This window comes from Peribacillus simplex (assembly GCF_900156045.1).
Lineage (GTDB): Bacteria > Bacillota > Bacilli > Bacillales > DSM-1321 > Peribacillus > Peribacillus simplex_D.
In genome coordinates, this window is sequence record NZ_FTMX01000001.1 from 556,688 (window position 1) to 572,462 (window position 15,775).

The following is a 15,775-nucleotide window of genomic DNA, read 5'->3' on the forward strand; positions in this document are numbered from 1 at the left end:
CATTTATAAGTATTAGGAAAAACATAGCTTGGCTAATGGAAATAAGGGAGTGACAGAATTGGGTAAAGGTAAAATAGTTATCGTTGGTGGAGGTCTAGCTGGATTAATGGCTACGATCAAAGCAGCAGAGCTGGGACAACAGGTTGATTTATTTTCTTTAGTGCCTGTTAAACGCTCTCACTCAGTTTGTGCCCAAGGCGGAATCAACGGGGCAGTTAATACAAAAGGTGAAGGGGATTCTCCATACATCCACTTCGACGATACAGTTTATGGCGGAGATTTCTTGGCTAACCAACCGCCGGTTAAAGCGATGTGCGAAGCAGCACCATCGATCATCCACATGTTTGACCGTATGGGTGTAATGTTCAACCGTACTCCGGAAGGTCTTCTTGATTTCCGTCGTTTCGGTGGTACTCAACATAGCCGTACAGCATTCGCTGGTGCAACAACTGGTCAGCAATTACTTTACGCATTGGACGAGCAAGTTCGCCGTTATGAAGTTGAAGGCCTTGTAACGAAATATGAAGGCTGGGAATTCCTTGGAGCTGTTATCGATGATGAGCAAACAGCACGCGGTATCGTAGCTCAAAACCTGACTTCAATGGAAATCAAATCATTCCCTGGCGACGCAGTCATCATGGCGAGCGGCGGCCCTGGAATCATTTTCGGTAAATCAACTAACTCAATGATCAATACAGGATCAGCAGCTTCCATCGTTTATCAACAAGGTGTAAATTATGCAAATGGTGAATTCATTCAAATTCACCCGACAGCAATCCCTGGAGATGACAAACTTCGTCTGATGAGTGAATCCGCTCGTGGTGAAGGTGGACGTATCTGGACATATAAAGACGGAAAACCTTGGTATTTCCTTGAAGAAAAATACCCTGCTTATGGTAATCTGGTACCTCGTGATATCGCGACTCGTGAAATCTTCGACGTATGTATGAACATGAAGCTTGGCATAAATGGAGAAAACATGGTTTACCTGGATCTATCACATAAAGATCCTAAATTACTTGATATAAAACTTGGCGGAATCATTGAAATCTACGAGAAATTCATGGGTGAAGATCCTCGTAAAGTTCCAATGAAAATTTTCCCTGCCGTTCACTATTCAATGGGCGGACTTTGGGTGGATTATGACCAAATGACTAACATCAAAGGTTTATTCGCTGCAGGTGAGTGTGACTACTCACAACATGGCGGTAACCGTCTTGGTGCGAACTCACTTCTTTCTGCAATCTATGGTGGTTCAGTCGCTGGACCGAATGCCGTTAAATATATTGAAGGCCTTGATAAAACTTCAGAATCCATTCCTTCTTCATTGTATGAAGGGTACGAAAAACAAGAACAGGAGAAATGGAATGAAGTCATGTCTCTTGATGGTAACGAAAATGCGTACATCCTTCACAAAGAACTTGGTGAGTGGATGACACAGCATGTTACTGTAGTTCGTTACAATGACAAGCTGAAAGAAACGGATAACAAGATTCTTGAGCTGATGGAACGTTACAAGAAAATTAACATCAATGACACGGCAAAATGGAGTAACCAAGGAGCAGCATTCACTAGACAGCTGCAAAACATGATGCAATTGGCTCGTGTAATCACAATTGGTGCGTTAAACCGTGACGAAAGCCGCGGAGCGCATTACAAACCTGATTTCCCGGAACGTAATGATGAGGAATTCATGAAAACTACTATGGCAACATTCAAAGGCTTGGATCAAGCACCTGAATTCCATTATGAAGATATTGATGTATCACTGATCGCACCGCGTAAACGTGACTACACAACGAAACACTAAAGAGGGGGAGCAAAAAAATGGTTGAAACTAAATCTGAGACTAAAACAGTCCGTTTTATAATCACTCGTCAAGATACACCGGATTCAGCTCCTTATGATGAGGAATTCGAATTAGCGTACCGCCCGAATATGAACGTAATTTCCGCTCTAATGGAAATTCGTCGTAATCCAGTAACTGTACAAGGCAAGCACACTACAGCAATCGCATGGGACATGAACTGTCTTGAAGAGGTATGTGGTGCTTGTTCAATGGTTATCAATGGTAAACCAAGACAATCATGTACAGCTCTTATCGATCAATTGGAGCAGCCGGTTCGTCTAGCTCCAATGCGTACATTCCCTGTTGTTCGTGACCTGCAAGTCGATCGCAGCCGTATGTTCGACTCATTGAAAAAGGTAAAAGCATGGATTCCAATCGATGGAACGTACAATCTTGGACCAGGACCTCGTATGCCAGAAAAGAAACGCCAATGGGCTTACGAGTTATCTAAATGTATGACTTGCGGTGTTTGTCTGGAAGCTTGTCCGAACGTAAACAGCAATTCAGACTTCATTGGGCCACAACCATTATCGCAAGTTCGTTTATTCAATGCACATCCAACAGGTGCAATGAACAAAGCTGAACGTTTAAATACGATCATGGGTGATGGAGGACTTGCAAACTGCGGTAACTCACAAAACTGTGTGCAGTCTTGCCCTAAAGGCATTCCATTAACGACTTCGATTGCCGCGTTGAACCGTGATACTACGATCCAACAATTCCGTAACTTCTTCGGCAGCGATGAAGTTTAATGATGAACAAGAAAGAACCTGTATCTTATGATATGGGTTCTTTTTTTTACATTGTTTTATAAACGTGGACTTGGTTGGGAACCGACAGCAATAATAAATGATTGATAACTGGGATCGAAGTGTAAATGCAGCATCAAGCCAACGGTGAAGGGTTTGATTAATGAAGTGAGCTTGATAAAATTGACCTGCTTCAATAGAAAATCCTTTTCATTATCGTTGTTTTCTTATAAAATGAGTGAATAGTCATTCAATTCAGAAAGGGTGTGCACAAGTTGGGCAGAATATCATATATCGATAATATAACGGAGTGGATCAATGATTTTTCTTTTAAACATGAGATTAAGGTTCGCTTTTCGGAAACTGATATGTTTGGGCACTTGAATAACACGATTCCTTTTACTTATTTTGAGGAGGCTCGGATTGAGTATTTCAACAGTATGGGGTTCATGAAGGATTGGACCTCGGCTGTATGCGGTGAGATGCCGGTTGTTGCAAATATACAGTGTGATTACCTGAAGCAGGTGTTTTTCAATGATCGGCTGACAATCCATGTGAAAGCTGACCATATCGGAAATTCTTCAGTGGACATACATTATATGGGGACCAAACAAGATGGTTCAATTTGTTTAACGGGCAGGGGGACGATTGTACAAGTCTCCAAGGCCACCGGAAGGCCCGTAGCTTGGACGGAAGAGATGAAGCGATCGATGTGGCATACAGAGCTGAATATTCCTAAAAATATTTCCATTTAGACAAGCAAAAGAGTCACTCCATTGCACTAGCCGACATACTATATCTTGACTAAATAGACACCCACTCCGGGTTTTATGCTGGTGAAGGCAAGGAGGGTAACATTACTTGAAGGAGAACGAATTCACTCATAAGCCACTACTCACCAAAAGAGAAAAAGAAGTATTTGAGTTACTAGTACAAGACAAAACAACAAAAGAAATCGCAGGTGAATTGTTTATTAGCGAAAAAACAGTTCGAAACCATATTTCGAATGCGATGCAGAAGCTTGGAGTTAAAGGACGTTCGCAGGCAGTCATAGAACTCCTTCGTATGGGAGAACTTAAGCTTTAATGTGTTAACTCTTAATACGTAAGCCTTATAAATAATTTCTCTCCCGTTTATTGGCAGCATATAAGGAAGGGCAAAGCAACTTGGTTGTTTTGACTTCTTTGGATGCTGCTTATTTTTATGTATGGGGTTTCATTATGCTTCCAGGCAATCAATCTTGAAAATCATTTCACTTTCATCCAAAATGGTAGTATGATAAGTTTCATGAAGTGGGGAGCTGTGTGTATGGATGAAGAGAAGCAGGCGGCATATGTAGCCGAAATCGAGAAGGAATTGCGCTATGTATCGACATGGCTTAAGCAAAGGGGAAGGGAAATTCTCCATGATTATAAAATTACCATTCCTCAATTCGTGGCTTTGCAATGGCTTTTTGAATCAGGCGACATGACGATTGGCGAATTGTCCACGAAGATGTTTCTCGCCTTCAGCACAACGACGGATCTGATTGACCGCATGGAGAAACATCAGCTTGTTCAGCGTGTCAGGGATGAAAAGGACCGGCGTGTGGTTCGAATTCACCTTCTTGAAGAGGGTGAACGGATTATCGAAGAAGTAATAAATAAACGACAACAGTACTTGAGTGGCGTGTTAGTCAATTTTAACGAATCTGACATAAGGTCCCTCAAAGGGATTCTAGCAAAACTACATCAAGAAATGAAAGAAAAATGAGGCGAGTTTTTTGAAACAACCGATAGGCATCATTGATTCAGGGGTAGGCGGCTTGACAGTTGCTAAAGAAGTCATGCGTCAGCTACCAAATGAAAATATAATTTACTTAGGTGACACAGCAAGATGCCCTTATGGGCCGAGGACAAAAAAAGATGTCCAAACCTTCACATGGCAGATGACGAGGTTCTTGATGAAGAAGGATATAAAAATGCTGATCATCGCTTGCAATACGGCGACTGCAGCCGTATTGGATGAGATCAGGGCAATACTTCCGATTCCTGTGCTGGGTGTCATACATCCAGGGGCAAGGGCGGCATTGAAAGTTTCTGATTCCTTGCATATTGGCGTTATTGGTACGGAAGGTACGGTAAAAAGCAAAGCTTATGACGACGCGCTTGCTTCCATCAATTCCGATGTGAAAGTAGATAGTTTGGCATGTCCGAAATTTGTCCCAATCGTGGAAAGCGGGGAGTTTCAAGGGGGTATCGTCAATAGGGTCGTGGCACAAACCTTGAACCCGTTGAAGAAAACGAAGATCGACACATTGATCCTTGGCTGTACCCATTATCCACTGCTGGGGCCTGTAATCTCTACCTATATGGGGGATGAAGTACAAGTCATTTCCTCTGGGGAAGAGACGGCCCGTGAGGCAAGTGTCATTTTGGATTACTATAAATTAATCAATAAAAGCAAGCTCCGACCAGTTCATCACTTTTACACAACCGGTTCAAAAGATATGTTCGGTTCCATCGCGTCGAGCTGGCTCGGTATTCATGTCAATGACATCGAAACAATTAAAATTGATCACTTATAAGGCTTCCATTTGGAAGTCTTTTTTTTTGGAGGGGAAAAATGTATATAGCTGCAAGCCAGGATGGATATATCGCTAGAGAAGATGGAAGCATGGATTGGCTTTAAGGGACAGAAGGGAAAGGGATTCGATTGTTCCAATCAGGAGTTCCTGAAATCCCAATGAAGCTGACAAAGATGCAGCAGTACGGGCAAGTTGCCCGGCTCCATTATCAGAGAGAAAAATAATTGGTCTATTTTCCCCTAGGGCTCGTATAAATAGGAGTACAAACTGTCCTAGGAGTGATTTTATGTCCAATAAATCAAAAGTAACAATGGCTGTGACCATTCTGGCATCTTCTTTTTGGCTTTCGGGCTGCGGATTATTTGGCGGTGAAGAGAAAAAGGAAATTGATCCACCAAAGGATGTTTCTTTAGTCGAGGATGAATCTTCATTGAAAGAAACAGAAACGAATGGTGAGGAAAAGCCGGCGGCTGATGGAGAAGAAGGCGCTGTTGAATCGAAAACGGTGAAGACGGAGTTATATTTAATTGATAAAAGCGGGTATGTGGTTCCACAGACATTGGAACTTCCTAAATCGGAAGCTGTCGCTAAACAGGCCCTTGATTACCTTGTCAGTAACGGACCAGTCACGGATAAACTTCCAAATGGGTTCAGGGCCGTCATTCCTGCCGATACCCAAATAAGCGTGAACATTAAAGACGGAGTGGCTGTAGCGGACTTTTCGCCAGAGTTCAAAAACTATCAGAAAGAGGATGAACTTAAAATCCTTCAAGCCATTACATGGACCCTGACACAATTCGACTCGGTCGAAAAAATCCAAATGAGAATCAATGGGGAAGATATTTCCGAAATGCCGGTCAATGGCACACCGATAGATGAAAATATCTCAAGGTCGTCAGGAATCAATATCGATACGAGTGACGTAGTCGACATTTCCAATACAAAAGCACTGACCGTTTATTATGTAGGCGGTGACGAGGAGTATACTTATTATGTTCCGGTGACGCGCAGGATCAGTGAAACAGTGTCTGATAATGTAACAGCAGTCATTCAGGAATTAACGAAGAGTCCTTCGGGTTCTAACCTGCAAACAGGGTTCATGAGTGATGTAGCTTTACTTGACGAGCCTAAAGTGGCAGAAGGTAAGGTCAGCCTCAATTTTAACGAAAATATCCTTGGAAGCTTTAAAGAGAAAAAAGTATCACAAGAAGTCCTTGATGCCTTGGTCCTTTCTTTAACTGAACAGAAAGGAATAGAAAGCGTTGAAGTACAAGTGCAGGGCAGCGCCGATGTTCTTAATGAAGAAGGAAAGAAATTATCCGAACCAGTGGTCCGTCCAGAGAAAGTCAACACAGGCAGTTTTTAAAGAACGTTACATTCGAAATAGCACAATGAGGCAGCCTGAAGCTGTCTCTTATTTTTTTGCCTCCGGAATTGAATTACCACCCTTTTAGGGCCTATACATCTTAATTATTGCATGAGATGAAAATACTACCCCTGCCAGGCAATTTCTCGTACCGTGAGAAAGTTTTTACATAAATAAATTTTTAAAAGGGGAAATTACTTTCAATGGGGGGATATTATGGATCAAAAGGTAATTCAGGCTGTACACATCTATGTTTTAATCATTATGAATACAGGATTCATGGTACATGTCCTGCTTCTTCCCAATATCTTAACCGCATCTCAACGCGACGCATGGATAAGTGTCATAATCAGTGTTGTTCCCTGTATCGTTTGGACCCTATTTATTTTTAATATTTATAAAAAACTAGATAAAGAAGATATAATCGCTTTTCTAAAAAAATGGTCTACACCTTTTGTTACATATGTTTTCACTATAGCATTTGGGTTGTACTTTATATTTAACGCCTTCATTACCGTCAAATTTACAGTGATTTGGGCAAAAGCTAATTATACTCATGACATACCAAACATCGTAGTCGTAAGCCTATTCACTTTTATTTGTATTTTTGCAACTTATAAAGGAATACGCACCATAAGTACTTTGGCTTTCCTGTTTCTTCCGTTCGTCACCTTTTTCGGGATATTTGTGGGGCTGGGGAATACGAGTAATAAGAATTACGAATTATTGTTCCCGATATTTGAAAGCGGGTATCGCAATACTCTAAATGGAATTTTGTATACGAGTGCAGGATATTTAGAAATTCTCGTTTTTCTATTTTTGACTCCTTACCTGAAAAATAAGCTAAAAGCCAAGTGGCTTCTATTAGTTGGTGTAATTTTAATCATGCTGACGTTAGGACCCCTCATGGGAGCGATTGCCGAATTTGGTTCTGTGGAAGCTGTGAAAATGAGGAATCCAGCTTATGAACAATGGAAGTTGTTAAGGTTTGGCTATTATATTACACGCCTCGATTTCCTTTCCATTTTCCAATGGCTTTCAGGTGCCATGATTCGAGTAAGTTTATGTTTATTTTTAGGATATAAATTAATCTCAAATTCAAAACATCAGAAGTGGATACTGCTTTCCCTATATTCAATGATTGTTTTTGGTACGCTAATCCATTGGGATGCCACTTCATTTTTTTATTTTATATACAAATATTTCTTTCCGATCAGTAGTCTGTTTCTGTTAAGTGCTGCAATCATACTGTTATTCCTTATTATAAAAAAGGGAAAAGGAAAAGGTGAAACATTATGAGGAAGGGAATATTGAATGGAACTCCTTCTTGCATTGTCCAAATCCAAAAATGGTTCGAACATTCCTCTGATGTTGTTTTAAGAACAAAAACATTTGATCCTGAAGGTCGTTATTTGTTGGGGTTTTTATATGCGCCAAACTTAGTGGATATGCAATTTATCAATGAAGTGATACTGCCTACAATATCAAAAGCGGTTCAAGAAAATGGGGAACTAACAATTGATCGATTAAGCAATATTATGGAGATCAGTACGCTAAAAAAAGACTCCGATTTAAAAGAGGAAGTAGAAAGCATTCTTTTTTCAGGAGACCTAATCATTATTAATGAATCTTTTAATGAAATTTACTATACCCCATTAGCTAATTCCCCTAAGCGTAGTCCGGAAGAATCCAATATAGAATCTTCCATTCGCGGACCTAGAGATGGATTTGTTGAGAATATATCGGATAATATGTCTTTAATTCGCCAAAGGTTAAAAACTTCAACACTTAAATGCATTGAATATACAGTCGGGAAAAGAAGTAAAACTAAAATATTGCTACTTTATATAGATGACATTATTAATCCGTCGATTCTGTTGGATATTAAAAAACGATTGGATTCATTAAAGGTTGATATCATAGTCAGCAGTTACCAAGTTGAAGAACTCCTATATGATACTCAATTTTCCATCTTCCCTTTAATGGATTATATCGGTCGACCGGACTATGTTGTTGAATCCTTGAATCAAGGGCGCTTTGCCATCTTGGTGGACGGGAATCCCACATGCCTGATCGGACCAACCAGCATTAATCAGTTACTGTATTCTGCCGATGACGCACATGCAAGCTTTTTTTACATCAGTTTCATGCGCATCATTCGTGCAGTCGCCTTATTTGTAACGGTTACGTTACCTGGTTTTTTTATAGCGTTAGTTTCCTATCAATTCGACCAAATTCCCTTTTCGCTTCTTGCGACGATTTCAATCACGAGACAGGGATTGCCGATACCTGCTTCGGTGGAGGCTTTCATGATGATCATATTGTTTGAACTATTTAAAGAAGCTGGTCTTCGTCTGCCAAAAGCTGTAGGTCCGACGGTTTCTGTATTGGGTGGGTTGATCATAGGCGATGCAGCGATTCGGGCAGGGCTGACTTCACCCTCCATGCTTGTAATAATAGCTGTTACAGTTCTCGCAAGCTATACCTTAATCAATCAGAATATTGCTGGGAATATCGTTCTTATAAGGTTATTCATATTTACGTGTTCAGCGTTCTTAGGCTTGTTTGGATTCTTCATGGGAATATTCCTTATCTTGATTGTTGTGGTTTCCTTGGAAAGTTTCGGTCAGCCTTTTGTGAATCCACTTTCCAAACCAAATAAATCGGATATGTTAAAAGTCTTATTCAGGCTTCCGTATGGGATATTAAGGAAGCGGAATCAAGCTATACAGTCCACTGATAATGAACCTCAAAAGGAGTCAAACAAATGAGAAAGCTAATTGCAGTCATGGTTATTGGCTGTCAACTTTTACTGACGACAGGGTGCTGGGGAATGAAGGAAATTCAAGCCCAAACATATGGATCAGCCCTGGGGATCGATTATAAAAAGGGTGAATTCATCTTATACTTTCAAGCGTTGAATTTTGCGGATATTGCAAAGCAAGAGGGGGCCACTGCATTACAAGAAAAATCTACTGTTGTCATTGGGGTAGGTAAAGGGGAAAGTATCGAGGAAGCATTTACCGATTTAGAACAACATGCCGCATTACCGCTTTATATCGGGCATATTAACTCCTTCATTCTAAGTGAGAGTGTAATCAAGAATAAAATGAATGATTTCATTGAATATGTTGGGAAAGAGCCCTTATTGCGATACAATTCATGGCTGTTCGTTACGAACGCGGATATTAAAAAGGTGTTTGACAGTGATAGTTTCTTTAATCTTCCTAACTTATTCACGATCATTCAAAGGCCAGAGACCGTTATTAATGAGAACTATTTCATTTCACCTTTAAAATTCAGTGAACTGGTTTCGAAGTTTTATCAACCGGTTGGTTCCATTTTAATTCCCTCTTTGGTCATAAATGAGCATCATTTCTCAGAGGGAGGGAAAGGAAAGAAGATACCAACGTTGAATGGCGGCTATGTTGTATCAAAACAACAATATAAAGGGTTCGTAAGTAAAAAAGATTTGATAGGCTTAAACTGGGTTGAAAATAAGGCGACAGTGATGTTCTTTTCGCTGAACGAACAAAAGGTAAGTGTTGAAATCATGGACCCCAAAACAAACATCATGGTGTTGGAGCGGCAAAAGAAACCCTTATATGATCTAGAAGTGAGAGCAAATGGAATATTAAAACAAAATATAGATAACTTTGATATGGGAAAAATCGAAAAAAAGGTGGAAATAAAAATTAAGGAAGATATTTTGAAGACATTGGAGACAGGGGGGGAAATCAAAACAGACCTTTTTAACATCAGTGAAAAGGCATACAGATACCATGTAAATAAGTGGGATAATAAAATTATTAATTCCTTTGATAAGACTTCAATAAATAACATAAAAGTTAATATCCATATTGAACATAGTGAAAATTACAAACGTTAGATTACAAGTTTCGGGTTATTGCAGATGAGGGAGTTGTGTTAGACTTAACTTATCTGGATAATCCAGCGGCCGTTGTTGTGAAGGGCAGCGCTGGATTCGTCCGTTTGGCATTGGAGAAGATGCGGCTTTTACATATAACGAGTTACAGCGAATTCTTTCTTAGCCCATAATGAGCTTCATGCCGATAAAATAAAAAAGGGTGAAATGAAAAATGAAGACAGTTATCATTGCAACGAAAAATAAAGGGAAAGCCAAGGAGTTCGAAAGCTTACTCTCTGCAAAAGGATATGAAGTCAAAACACTTCTCGATGTACCGGATGCTCCTGATGTCGAGGAAACAGGAACGACTTTTGAAGAAAACGCGATCCTGAAGGCAGAGGCCATTGCCCATCAGCTAGGCCACTTTGTCATTGCTGATGATTCCGGATTGATTGTAGATGCATTGGAGGGCCGTCCTGGCGTATATTCTGCGCGCTATGCTGGAGAGTCCAAGAGTGATGAAGCAAACACGGAAAAAGTCCTCCGGGAGCTGGAAGGCGTGCCGAAAGAGGATAGGACGGCGAGATTTTATTGCGCCTTGGCGCTAGCGTCACCCAACCAGGAAACGATTACGGTATCGGGAACGATGGAAGGCTTGATTACAGAACAGCCTTCAGGAACGAATGGATTTGGTTATGATCCCATCTTTTTTGTTGAGGAACAGGGCAAAACAAACGCCGAATTGACAAAAGAGGAAAAAAACAAAATCAGCCACCGTGCCAACGCATTGAGAGCTCTGGATGAAAAACTTGATCCATTTCTAAAAAGGGAAGAAGGAATGTGACGATGAAAGTGCTTATAATGAGTGACAGTCATGGCTTAACTCATGAAATCAGCATGATTGCCGACCGTCATAAACAAGAGGTTGCTGCCATGATCCATTGCGGTGATTCAGAGTTGGAAAGAAATGACCCTCACATGTCGGAGTTCTTAGCCGTTCGTGGGAATTGTGACTATGATTCGGCATATCCGAATGATATTGTCGAGACTATCGCAGGCAAGCGTTTCTTCCTTACGCATGGACACCTCTATAACATAAATATGACCTTGATGAACCTATCATATAAAAGTGAAGAGACAGGGGCGGATATTATTTTCTTTGGCCATTCCCACGCTGCGGGTTCAGAATTGATTGACGGCAAGCTCTTCATCAACCCGGGAAGCATACGGCAGCCGCGTGGACGAAAAGAGAAAACCTATGCCATTTTGGATATTGGAAATGACCAACTTGAAATCATCTTTTATGACCTTGAAGGAAAAATCGTTGAGGAACTAAGAAATGCTTATCAAATGGAATGACTTCATGTATAATGAACAGGAAGCGTTTTTCCCCGCTTCCTGGTTCATAAAAAAAGAGAAAAACTTTTTTTGAAAAACCGTTGACTTTCTTTTGATATCCTACTATAATAAGAAGTGTCCTAAGGGAACAGTTAAGGTAATACATAAGTTTTACCGCAACTTATATCATAAACGTCTCAGTAGCTCAGCTGGATAGAGCAACGCCCTTCTAAGGCGTCGGTCGGGAGTTCGAATCTCTCCTGGGACACTAACTAAAAAAGCCAAAACCTTCTAAGGTTTTGGCTTTTTTTCTTTTTTGAGCTTTATAAGTTAATGAGGGTAATTTCGATTCGCATCCTTTTATAATGTTCGCATAATGATAAGATGTTTTTTATTTCATATTTATCGCAGGTGGATGACCTTTTATGTCGAACTTGTTATAAATAAGGAGATGTTTCGATGAATAAAGATAAATTATTCAAGTTCATTCAAACTTCCACTCGGGGCAATTTCTTCTCAGTCGAAATAACCGAAGGTGGAACTGAAGTGGTCCAATTAGCCAAGGAGTTAGAAAAAGAAGGAAGAATCAAGTTGAGGGAATGCGCACGAAAAGAACAAGGTGTTTATCTGGAAGGAATACTTAAGTTTGTGCCAAGCTAATACTTAATGAGCTCTAACGAAATTTCATATGACAGAAAAAAGGCATCCATGATCGGATGCCTTTTTTCTATATCTGATTCTATTTAATCTTTTTTATGATCTCAGGTTGCTGGAGTTATAAAAAACAGGAAAAACATTGACATAAAGCAAACAAATTAATATTATGTTTATTATATTATAAACTTTTTAGGGAAGTGTTTGTTTAATGAAGGATGCTGAAATGTTTTGGAGCGCATCTCAGGATGAGCTTAAACAAGGGTATATCGAAGGTGAGAATCAATATGTTTGTTTGCTGTGTGGAAATGCAATTGAAAAGGGGATCGTATACCCGAAAGATGGGGTTCTTTATGAAGCAAAGAGGTATATGGGAATTCATATTGAACATGCACACCGCTCCGTTTTCGATTACTTGATTGATCTCGATAAAAAACTTACGGGTCTCACGGACCATCAAAATCGCCTGCTTCGCCTTTTTTACCAAGGGAAGAATGATGCTGAGGTTCAGGAGGAAATGGGAATTGGGAGTCCTTCCACCATTAGGAACCATCGCTTTGTGTTGAAAGAGAAAGAGCGTCAGGCTAAGTTGTTTTTAGCCTTGATGGAACTTTTGAAAGATAAAGATGAACATGCGCCGGCATTCATCCCGCTTCATCAAAAGGCAAGGATGGTCGATGATCGTTATAACGTTACCGAGGATGAAAAGGTGGCTGTACTGAAAAAATACTTCCCTAAAGGCAGTCAGGATACATTAAAGTCTTTCCCGCCAAAGGAAAAACAAAGACTGATCATTCTCCAAGAAATTATCAACCGATTTGAAAAAGAGCGGAAATACGAAGAGAAAGAAATTAATCAAATATTGGGTGCCGTTTATCCTGATCATGTTCTATTGAGAAGATATTTAATAGAATATGGATTCTTGGATAGAAAGGCTGATGGGAGCCAATATTGGCTGAAGAAATGATGACTGGAGGCGAGAAATATGGATCGTAAAAAAGAATTGAAGCAATTATATAAAGAAACGAAAGTTGAAGCAGGTGTATATCAAATAAGAAATACGGTAAATAATAAAGTCTTTATCGGAAGCACCAGGAATTTAAAGACGTTGAAGGGGAAACAATTTGAATTGGAAATCGGAACAAACACGAATAAAGTGCTGCAAGGTGAGTGGAACGAATATGGGAAAGATGCTTTTTCTTTTGAGGTACTGCAGGTATTGAAACCGAAAGAAACAGGTTTTTTTGATGCTAAACGGGAATTGAAAAAACTTGAAGAAGAGTGGCTGGAAAAAATACAGCCGTACGAAGAACGGGGATACAATAGAATGAAATCCAACTGACTTGTTTGAAGCCTTTAGAGATTCTCCACGATTCCCGCCTCCTGGTTATTGGCGGTTCCTTTATCCCTTTGGAGGGTGGGGATTGGTCTCCTGATACACGGAATTGCCACCCTTTGCACAAGGGAAGAAGAAAAATAAACGAATGTATGGAAAAGGATAAAAAAAGGCTGGGTTTGGGCGTGTTCGAAACAGGGAGTCATTTATGGCTCTTTTTTTTGCGTGAAGATAATTAGGGGATCTCACTTGTTGTTAGTTTTTAAATGGTTTAAGCTAGTATTGAGGGAACTTTTTAAAATAAGGGAAAACCAGGGACCTTCACTAAATAATTAATTTTAGGAGTTGCGAATGAAAAAAATAGGATGGGCCATAACGGGGATAGGAGCAATCGTTGCGCTGGGGGCATTGCTTTATCCTTTGAATGTCATTGATAAAACACTATGTATATATTTATTGCTCGGCGGTGCAGGGCTAATGTTTGTGGGGTCTATGTTCAGGGCATTTCGGCTACTGAAAAGATGATTTTTTAGGATTGATCAAAATCGTGCGATTAAGGTGATGACATGGAGAAAGACCAATTGAAATATGCCCAGCAGCATCTTGCTAATGAACGCACCTTCTTAGCATGGATAAGAACGGTGATTGCGATAGTGGGGGTTGGTTTTCTGGCGACAAGCCTGCATTTTACGATTGGTGTGCATCGGGATGACCGGATTGACTTGATCAGTATCGTGCTGGGGATGTTTACGTGTGCCTTGGGCCTTGTGATTACAGTTCTGGCGACATTCGGTTATCTTCAGAAGAAGCGGCAAATCAATGAAGGGACGTTCCGGCCTTCAAGTGCGCACGTAATTCTGATCGCTGTTTTTATGGTCGTATTGTTATCGATGATCATTTTATATTTTGTTTTCATAAAAGTTTAAAACTGTCCTAACCTATAGGGCAGTTTTTTTAGTTTCTACTATTATATACTTATTCTTACATCATCACGGAAAGATTTCTTCCATTAAGTGAAAGCTATCAAAAAACGAAAGCTTGAAAAACGATGTATTTCATTTGGGTTTGAAAGAGTAATTAAAACCTTTTAAAAATAAATTCATTCAGTATTTTACACGTCACCCATGGAAAAACTTAGTTTTTACCGGAAGGGAATATCAGCCGCAAGGAAAAGAACGATCAAGTTTTGTCTTTTGCCTTCCTTGAAAAAATAATGAACAGCCATCATCAGTTTGTAAATAAACTTCACATGGTTAATGCTAGCTTTAAAACTCTTGGAAGTACTTTACTTCATTCAATTTCGTTTACGTTTTAAATATTTGTTTAATTTCCATTTTGTGAGATATGATAAAGAGGAACTATAAGGAGGTCATCAAGATGGTGGATATCAAAAAAGGTGAAAGTTCTTTTTTTGTCGAAGAATCTGGTGAGAAACTAGCGGAAATCACATTCTTTAAATCAGGTGATGATGAAATCACGGTCGATCATACCGTTGTTTCTGACAAGCTTCGCGGGCAAAAGGTAGGAAATGCCCTTGTTGAAAAGGTGATAGGGTTCGCAAGGGAGGAAAAACTGAAAATTGTTCCGGTATGTTCGTTCGTTCAAAAACAATTTGAAAAAAATGCAGAATACGAGGATGTATTGGCTAAATGAACCAAAGGGCTGGACCAGGGGATGAGTAATATCACCTGTGTTCAGCCCTCTGTCTTTTTTTGGATAATCTTCACCTCCGCAATTTGAGAAAATCATTACTGGTGGCTGGCATCATGTGGGTAGTGCGAGGATATTTTTAGTGGAGAAGTTTAATGTAATGGGGCAGTTGAAGTTTTTTTAATTAAAAATTGAAAAAACTTTTTTTTGTAGAATGTGGTCATGATAGGTATGTAAGCGTATACAACAAATCTTTCAATTTGGAATTATCAAAAAATTTCAAAAAACCTGTTGACTACTACCTTAAATACACGTAAGATAATCACAAATACAAGACATCAAACATAAGCGTTTCAAAAAATGTGAATAATGCGAAAAGCATTGAAGAGGATAAGTAGT

The 15,775-nt window shown here is 39.8% G+C and carries 19 protein-coding genes, 1 tRNA gene and 1 other annotated feature (1 of these 21 only partly in view); all 20 genes read left to right on the forward strand.

Annotated features, from left to right (window positions below; translation table 11 throughout):
- Positions 1-58: 58 nt before the first annotated feature.
- The 20 genes from sdhA (at position 59) to BW986_RS02730 (ending at position 15,379) form a co-directional block, all read left to right on the forward strand.
- On the forward strand, positions 59-1,810 hold the full coding sequence (sdhA, locus tag BW986_RS02645; RefSeq protein ID WP_076366267.1) for a succinate dehydrogenase flavoprotein subunit: 1,752 nt from the start codon (positions 59-61) through the stop codon (positions 1,808-1,810).
- Positions 1,811-1,827: 17 nt separating this feature from the next.
- The gene (gene sdhB, locus BW986_RS02650; RefSeq protein ID WP_034308984.1) at positions 1,828-2,601 is read left to right on the forward strand and encodes a succinate dehydrogenase iron-sulfur subunit; all 774 of its coding nucleotides are present in this window, start codon (positions 1,828-1,830) and stop codon (positions 2,599-2,601) included.
- A gap of 272 nt (positions 2,602-2,873) precedes the next feature.
- A complete protein-coding gene (locus BW986_RS02655; protein WP_076364866.1) occupies positions 2,874-3,353 on the forward strand; it encodes an acyl-CoA thioesterase in 480 nt (159 codons plus the stop codon).
- A 106-nt stretch (positions 3,354-3,459) separates the two neighbouring features.
- Positions 3,460-3,684, forward strand: coding sequence for a helix-turn-helix domain-containing protein (locus BW986_RS02660; RefSeq protein ID WP_028392149.1), 225 nt, complete (start codon positions 3,460-3,462; stop codon positions 3,682-3,684).
- 222 nt (positions 3,685-3,906) lie between these two features.
- Entirely contained in the window at positions 3,907-4,350 is a 444-nt protein-coding gene (locus tag BW986_RS02665; RefSeq protein ID WP_076366269.1) for a MarR family winged helix-turn-helix transcriptional regulator, read from the forward strand.
- 10 nt (positions 4,351-4,360) lie between these two features.
- Positions 4,361-5,164: a glutamate racemase gene (gene racE / locus BW986_RS02670; protein WP_076364868.1), complete on the forward strand. Its 804-nt coding sequence runs from the start codon at positions 4,361-4,363 to the stop codon at positions 5,162-5,164.
- Between the two features lie 286 nt (positions 5,165-5,450).
- Positions 5,451-6,530, forward strand: a complete 1,080-nt coding sequence (locus BW986_RS02675; protein ID WP_076364870.1) for a GerMN domain-containing protein — start codon at positions 5,451-5,453, stop codon at positions 6,528-6,530.
- Positions 6,531-6,746: 216 nt separating this feature from the next.
- Positions 6,747-7,829 (forward strand): GerAB/ArcD/ProY family transporter, encoded by a 1,083-nt coding sequence (locus tag BW986_RS02680; RefSeq protein ID WP_076364872.1) that lies wholly within the window; start codon positions 6,747-6,749, stop codon positions 7,827-7,829.
- Entirely contained in the window at positions 7,826-9,301 is a 1,476-nt protein-coding gene (locus BW986_RS02685) for a spore germination protein (RefSeq protein WP_076364874.1), read from the forward strand. The genes BW986_RS02680 and BW986_RS02685 overlap by 4 nt, the downstream gene beginning before the upstream one ends.
- Positions 9,298-10,419 (forward strand): Ger(x)C family spore germination protein, encoded by a 1,122-nt coding sequence (locus BW986_RS02690; RefSeq protein ID WP_076364876.1) that lies wholly within the window; start codon positions 9,298-9,300, stop codon positions 10,417-10,419. Before BW986_RS02685 ends, BW986_RS02690 begins: the two co-directional genes overlap by 4 nt.
- Before the next feature lie 35 nt (positions 10,420-10,454).
- Entirely contained in the window at positions 10,455-10,589 is a 135-nt protein-coding gene (locus tag BW986_RS30585) for a hypothetical protein (RefSeq protein WP_260320631.1), read from the forward strand.
- Positions 10,590-10,630: 41 nt separating this feature from the next.
- Complete coding sequence (locus tag BW986_RS02695; protein WP_076364878.1) at positions 10,631-11,242, forward strand: XTP/dITP diphosphatase; 612 nt, start codon at positions 10,631-10,633, stop codon at positions 11,240-11,242.
- Between the two features lie 2 nt (positions 11,243-11,244).
- Positions 11,245-11,757: a metallophosphoesterase gene (locus BW986_RS02700; RefSeq protein WP_076364880.1), complete on the forward strand. Its 513-nt coding sequence runs from the start codon at positions 11,245-11,247 to the stop codon at positions 11,755-11,757.
- Positions 11,758-11,930: 173 nt separating this feature from the next.
- Positions 11,931-12,004: transfer RNA gene (locus BW986_RS02705), tRNA-Arg, on the forward strand.
- A gap of 191 nt (positions 12,005-12,195) precedes the next feature.
- Complete coding sequence (locus BW986_RS02710) at positions 12,196-12,396, forward strand: hypothetical protein (protein ID WP_076364882.1); 201 nt, start codon at positions 12,196-12,198, stop codon at positions 12,394-12,396.
- A 205-nt stretch (positions 12,397-12,601) separates the two neighbouring features.
- Entirely contained in the window at positions 12,602-13,357 is a 756-nt protein-coding gene (locus BW986_RS02715; protein WP_076364884.1) for a DUF2087 domain-containing protein, read from the forward strand.
- A gap of 18 nt (positions 13,358-13,375) precedes the next feature.
- Complete coding sequence (locus BW986_RS02720) at positions 13,376-13,732, forward strand: GIY-YIG nuclease family protein (RefSeq protein ID WP_076364886.1); 357 nt, start codon at positions 13,376-13,378, stop codon at positions 13,730-13,732.
- Positions 13,733-14,077: 345 nt separating this feature from the next.
- Entirely contained in the window at positions 14,078-14,251 is a 174-nt protein-coding gene (locus tag BW986_RS29980; RefSeq protein ID WP_179085989.1) for a hypothetical protein, read from the forward strand.
- Positions 14,252-14,292: 41 nt separating this feature from the next.
- A complete protein-coding gene (locus BW986_RS02725; protein WP_076364888.1) occupies positions 14,293-14,652 on the forward strand; it encodes a YidH family protein in 360 nt (119 codons plus the stop codon).
- 451 nt (positions 14,653-15,103) lie between these two features.
- On the forward strand, positions 15,104-15,379 hold the full coding sequence (locus tag BW986_RS02730; RefSeq protein WP_081395481.1) for a GNAT family N-acetyltransferase: 276 nt from the start codon (positions 15,104-15,106) through the stop codon (positions 15,377-15,379).
- Positions 15,380-15,748: 369 nt separating this feature from the next.
- Positions 15,749-15,775: a binding site (T-box leader), on the forward strand; it runs 232 nt beyond the window's last position.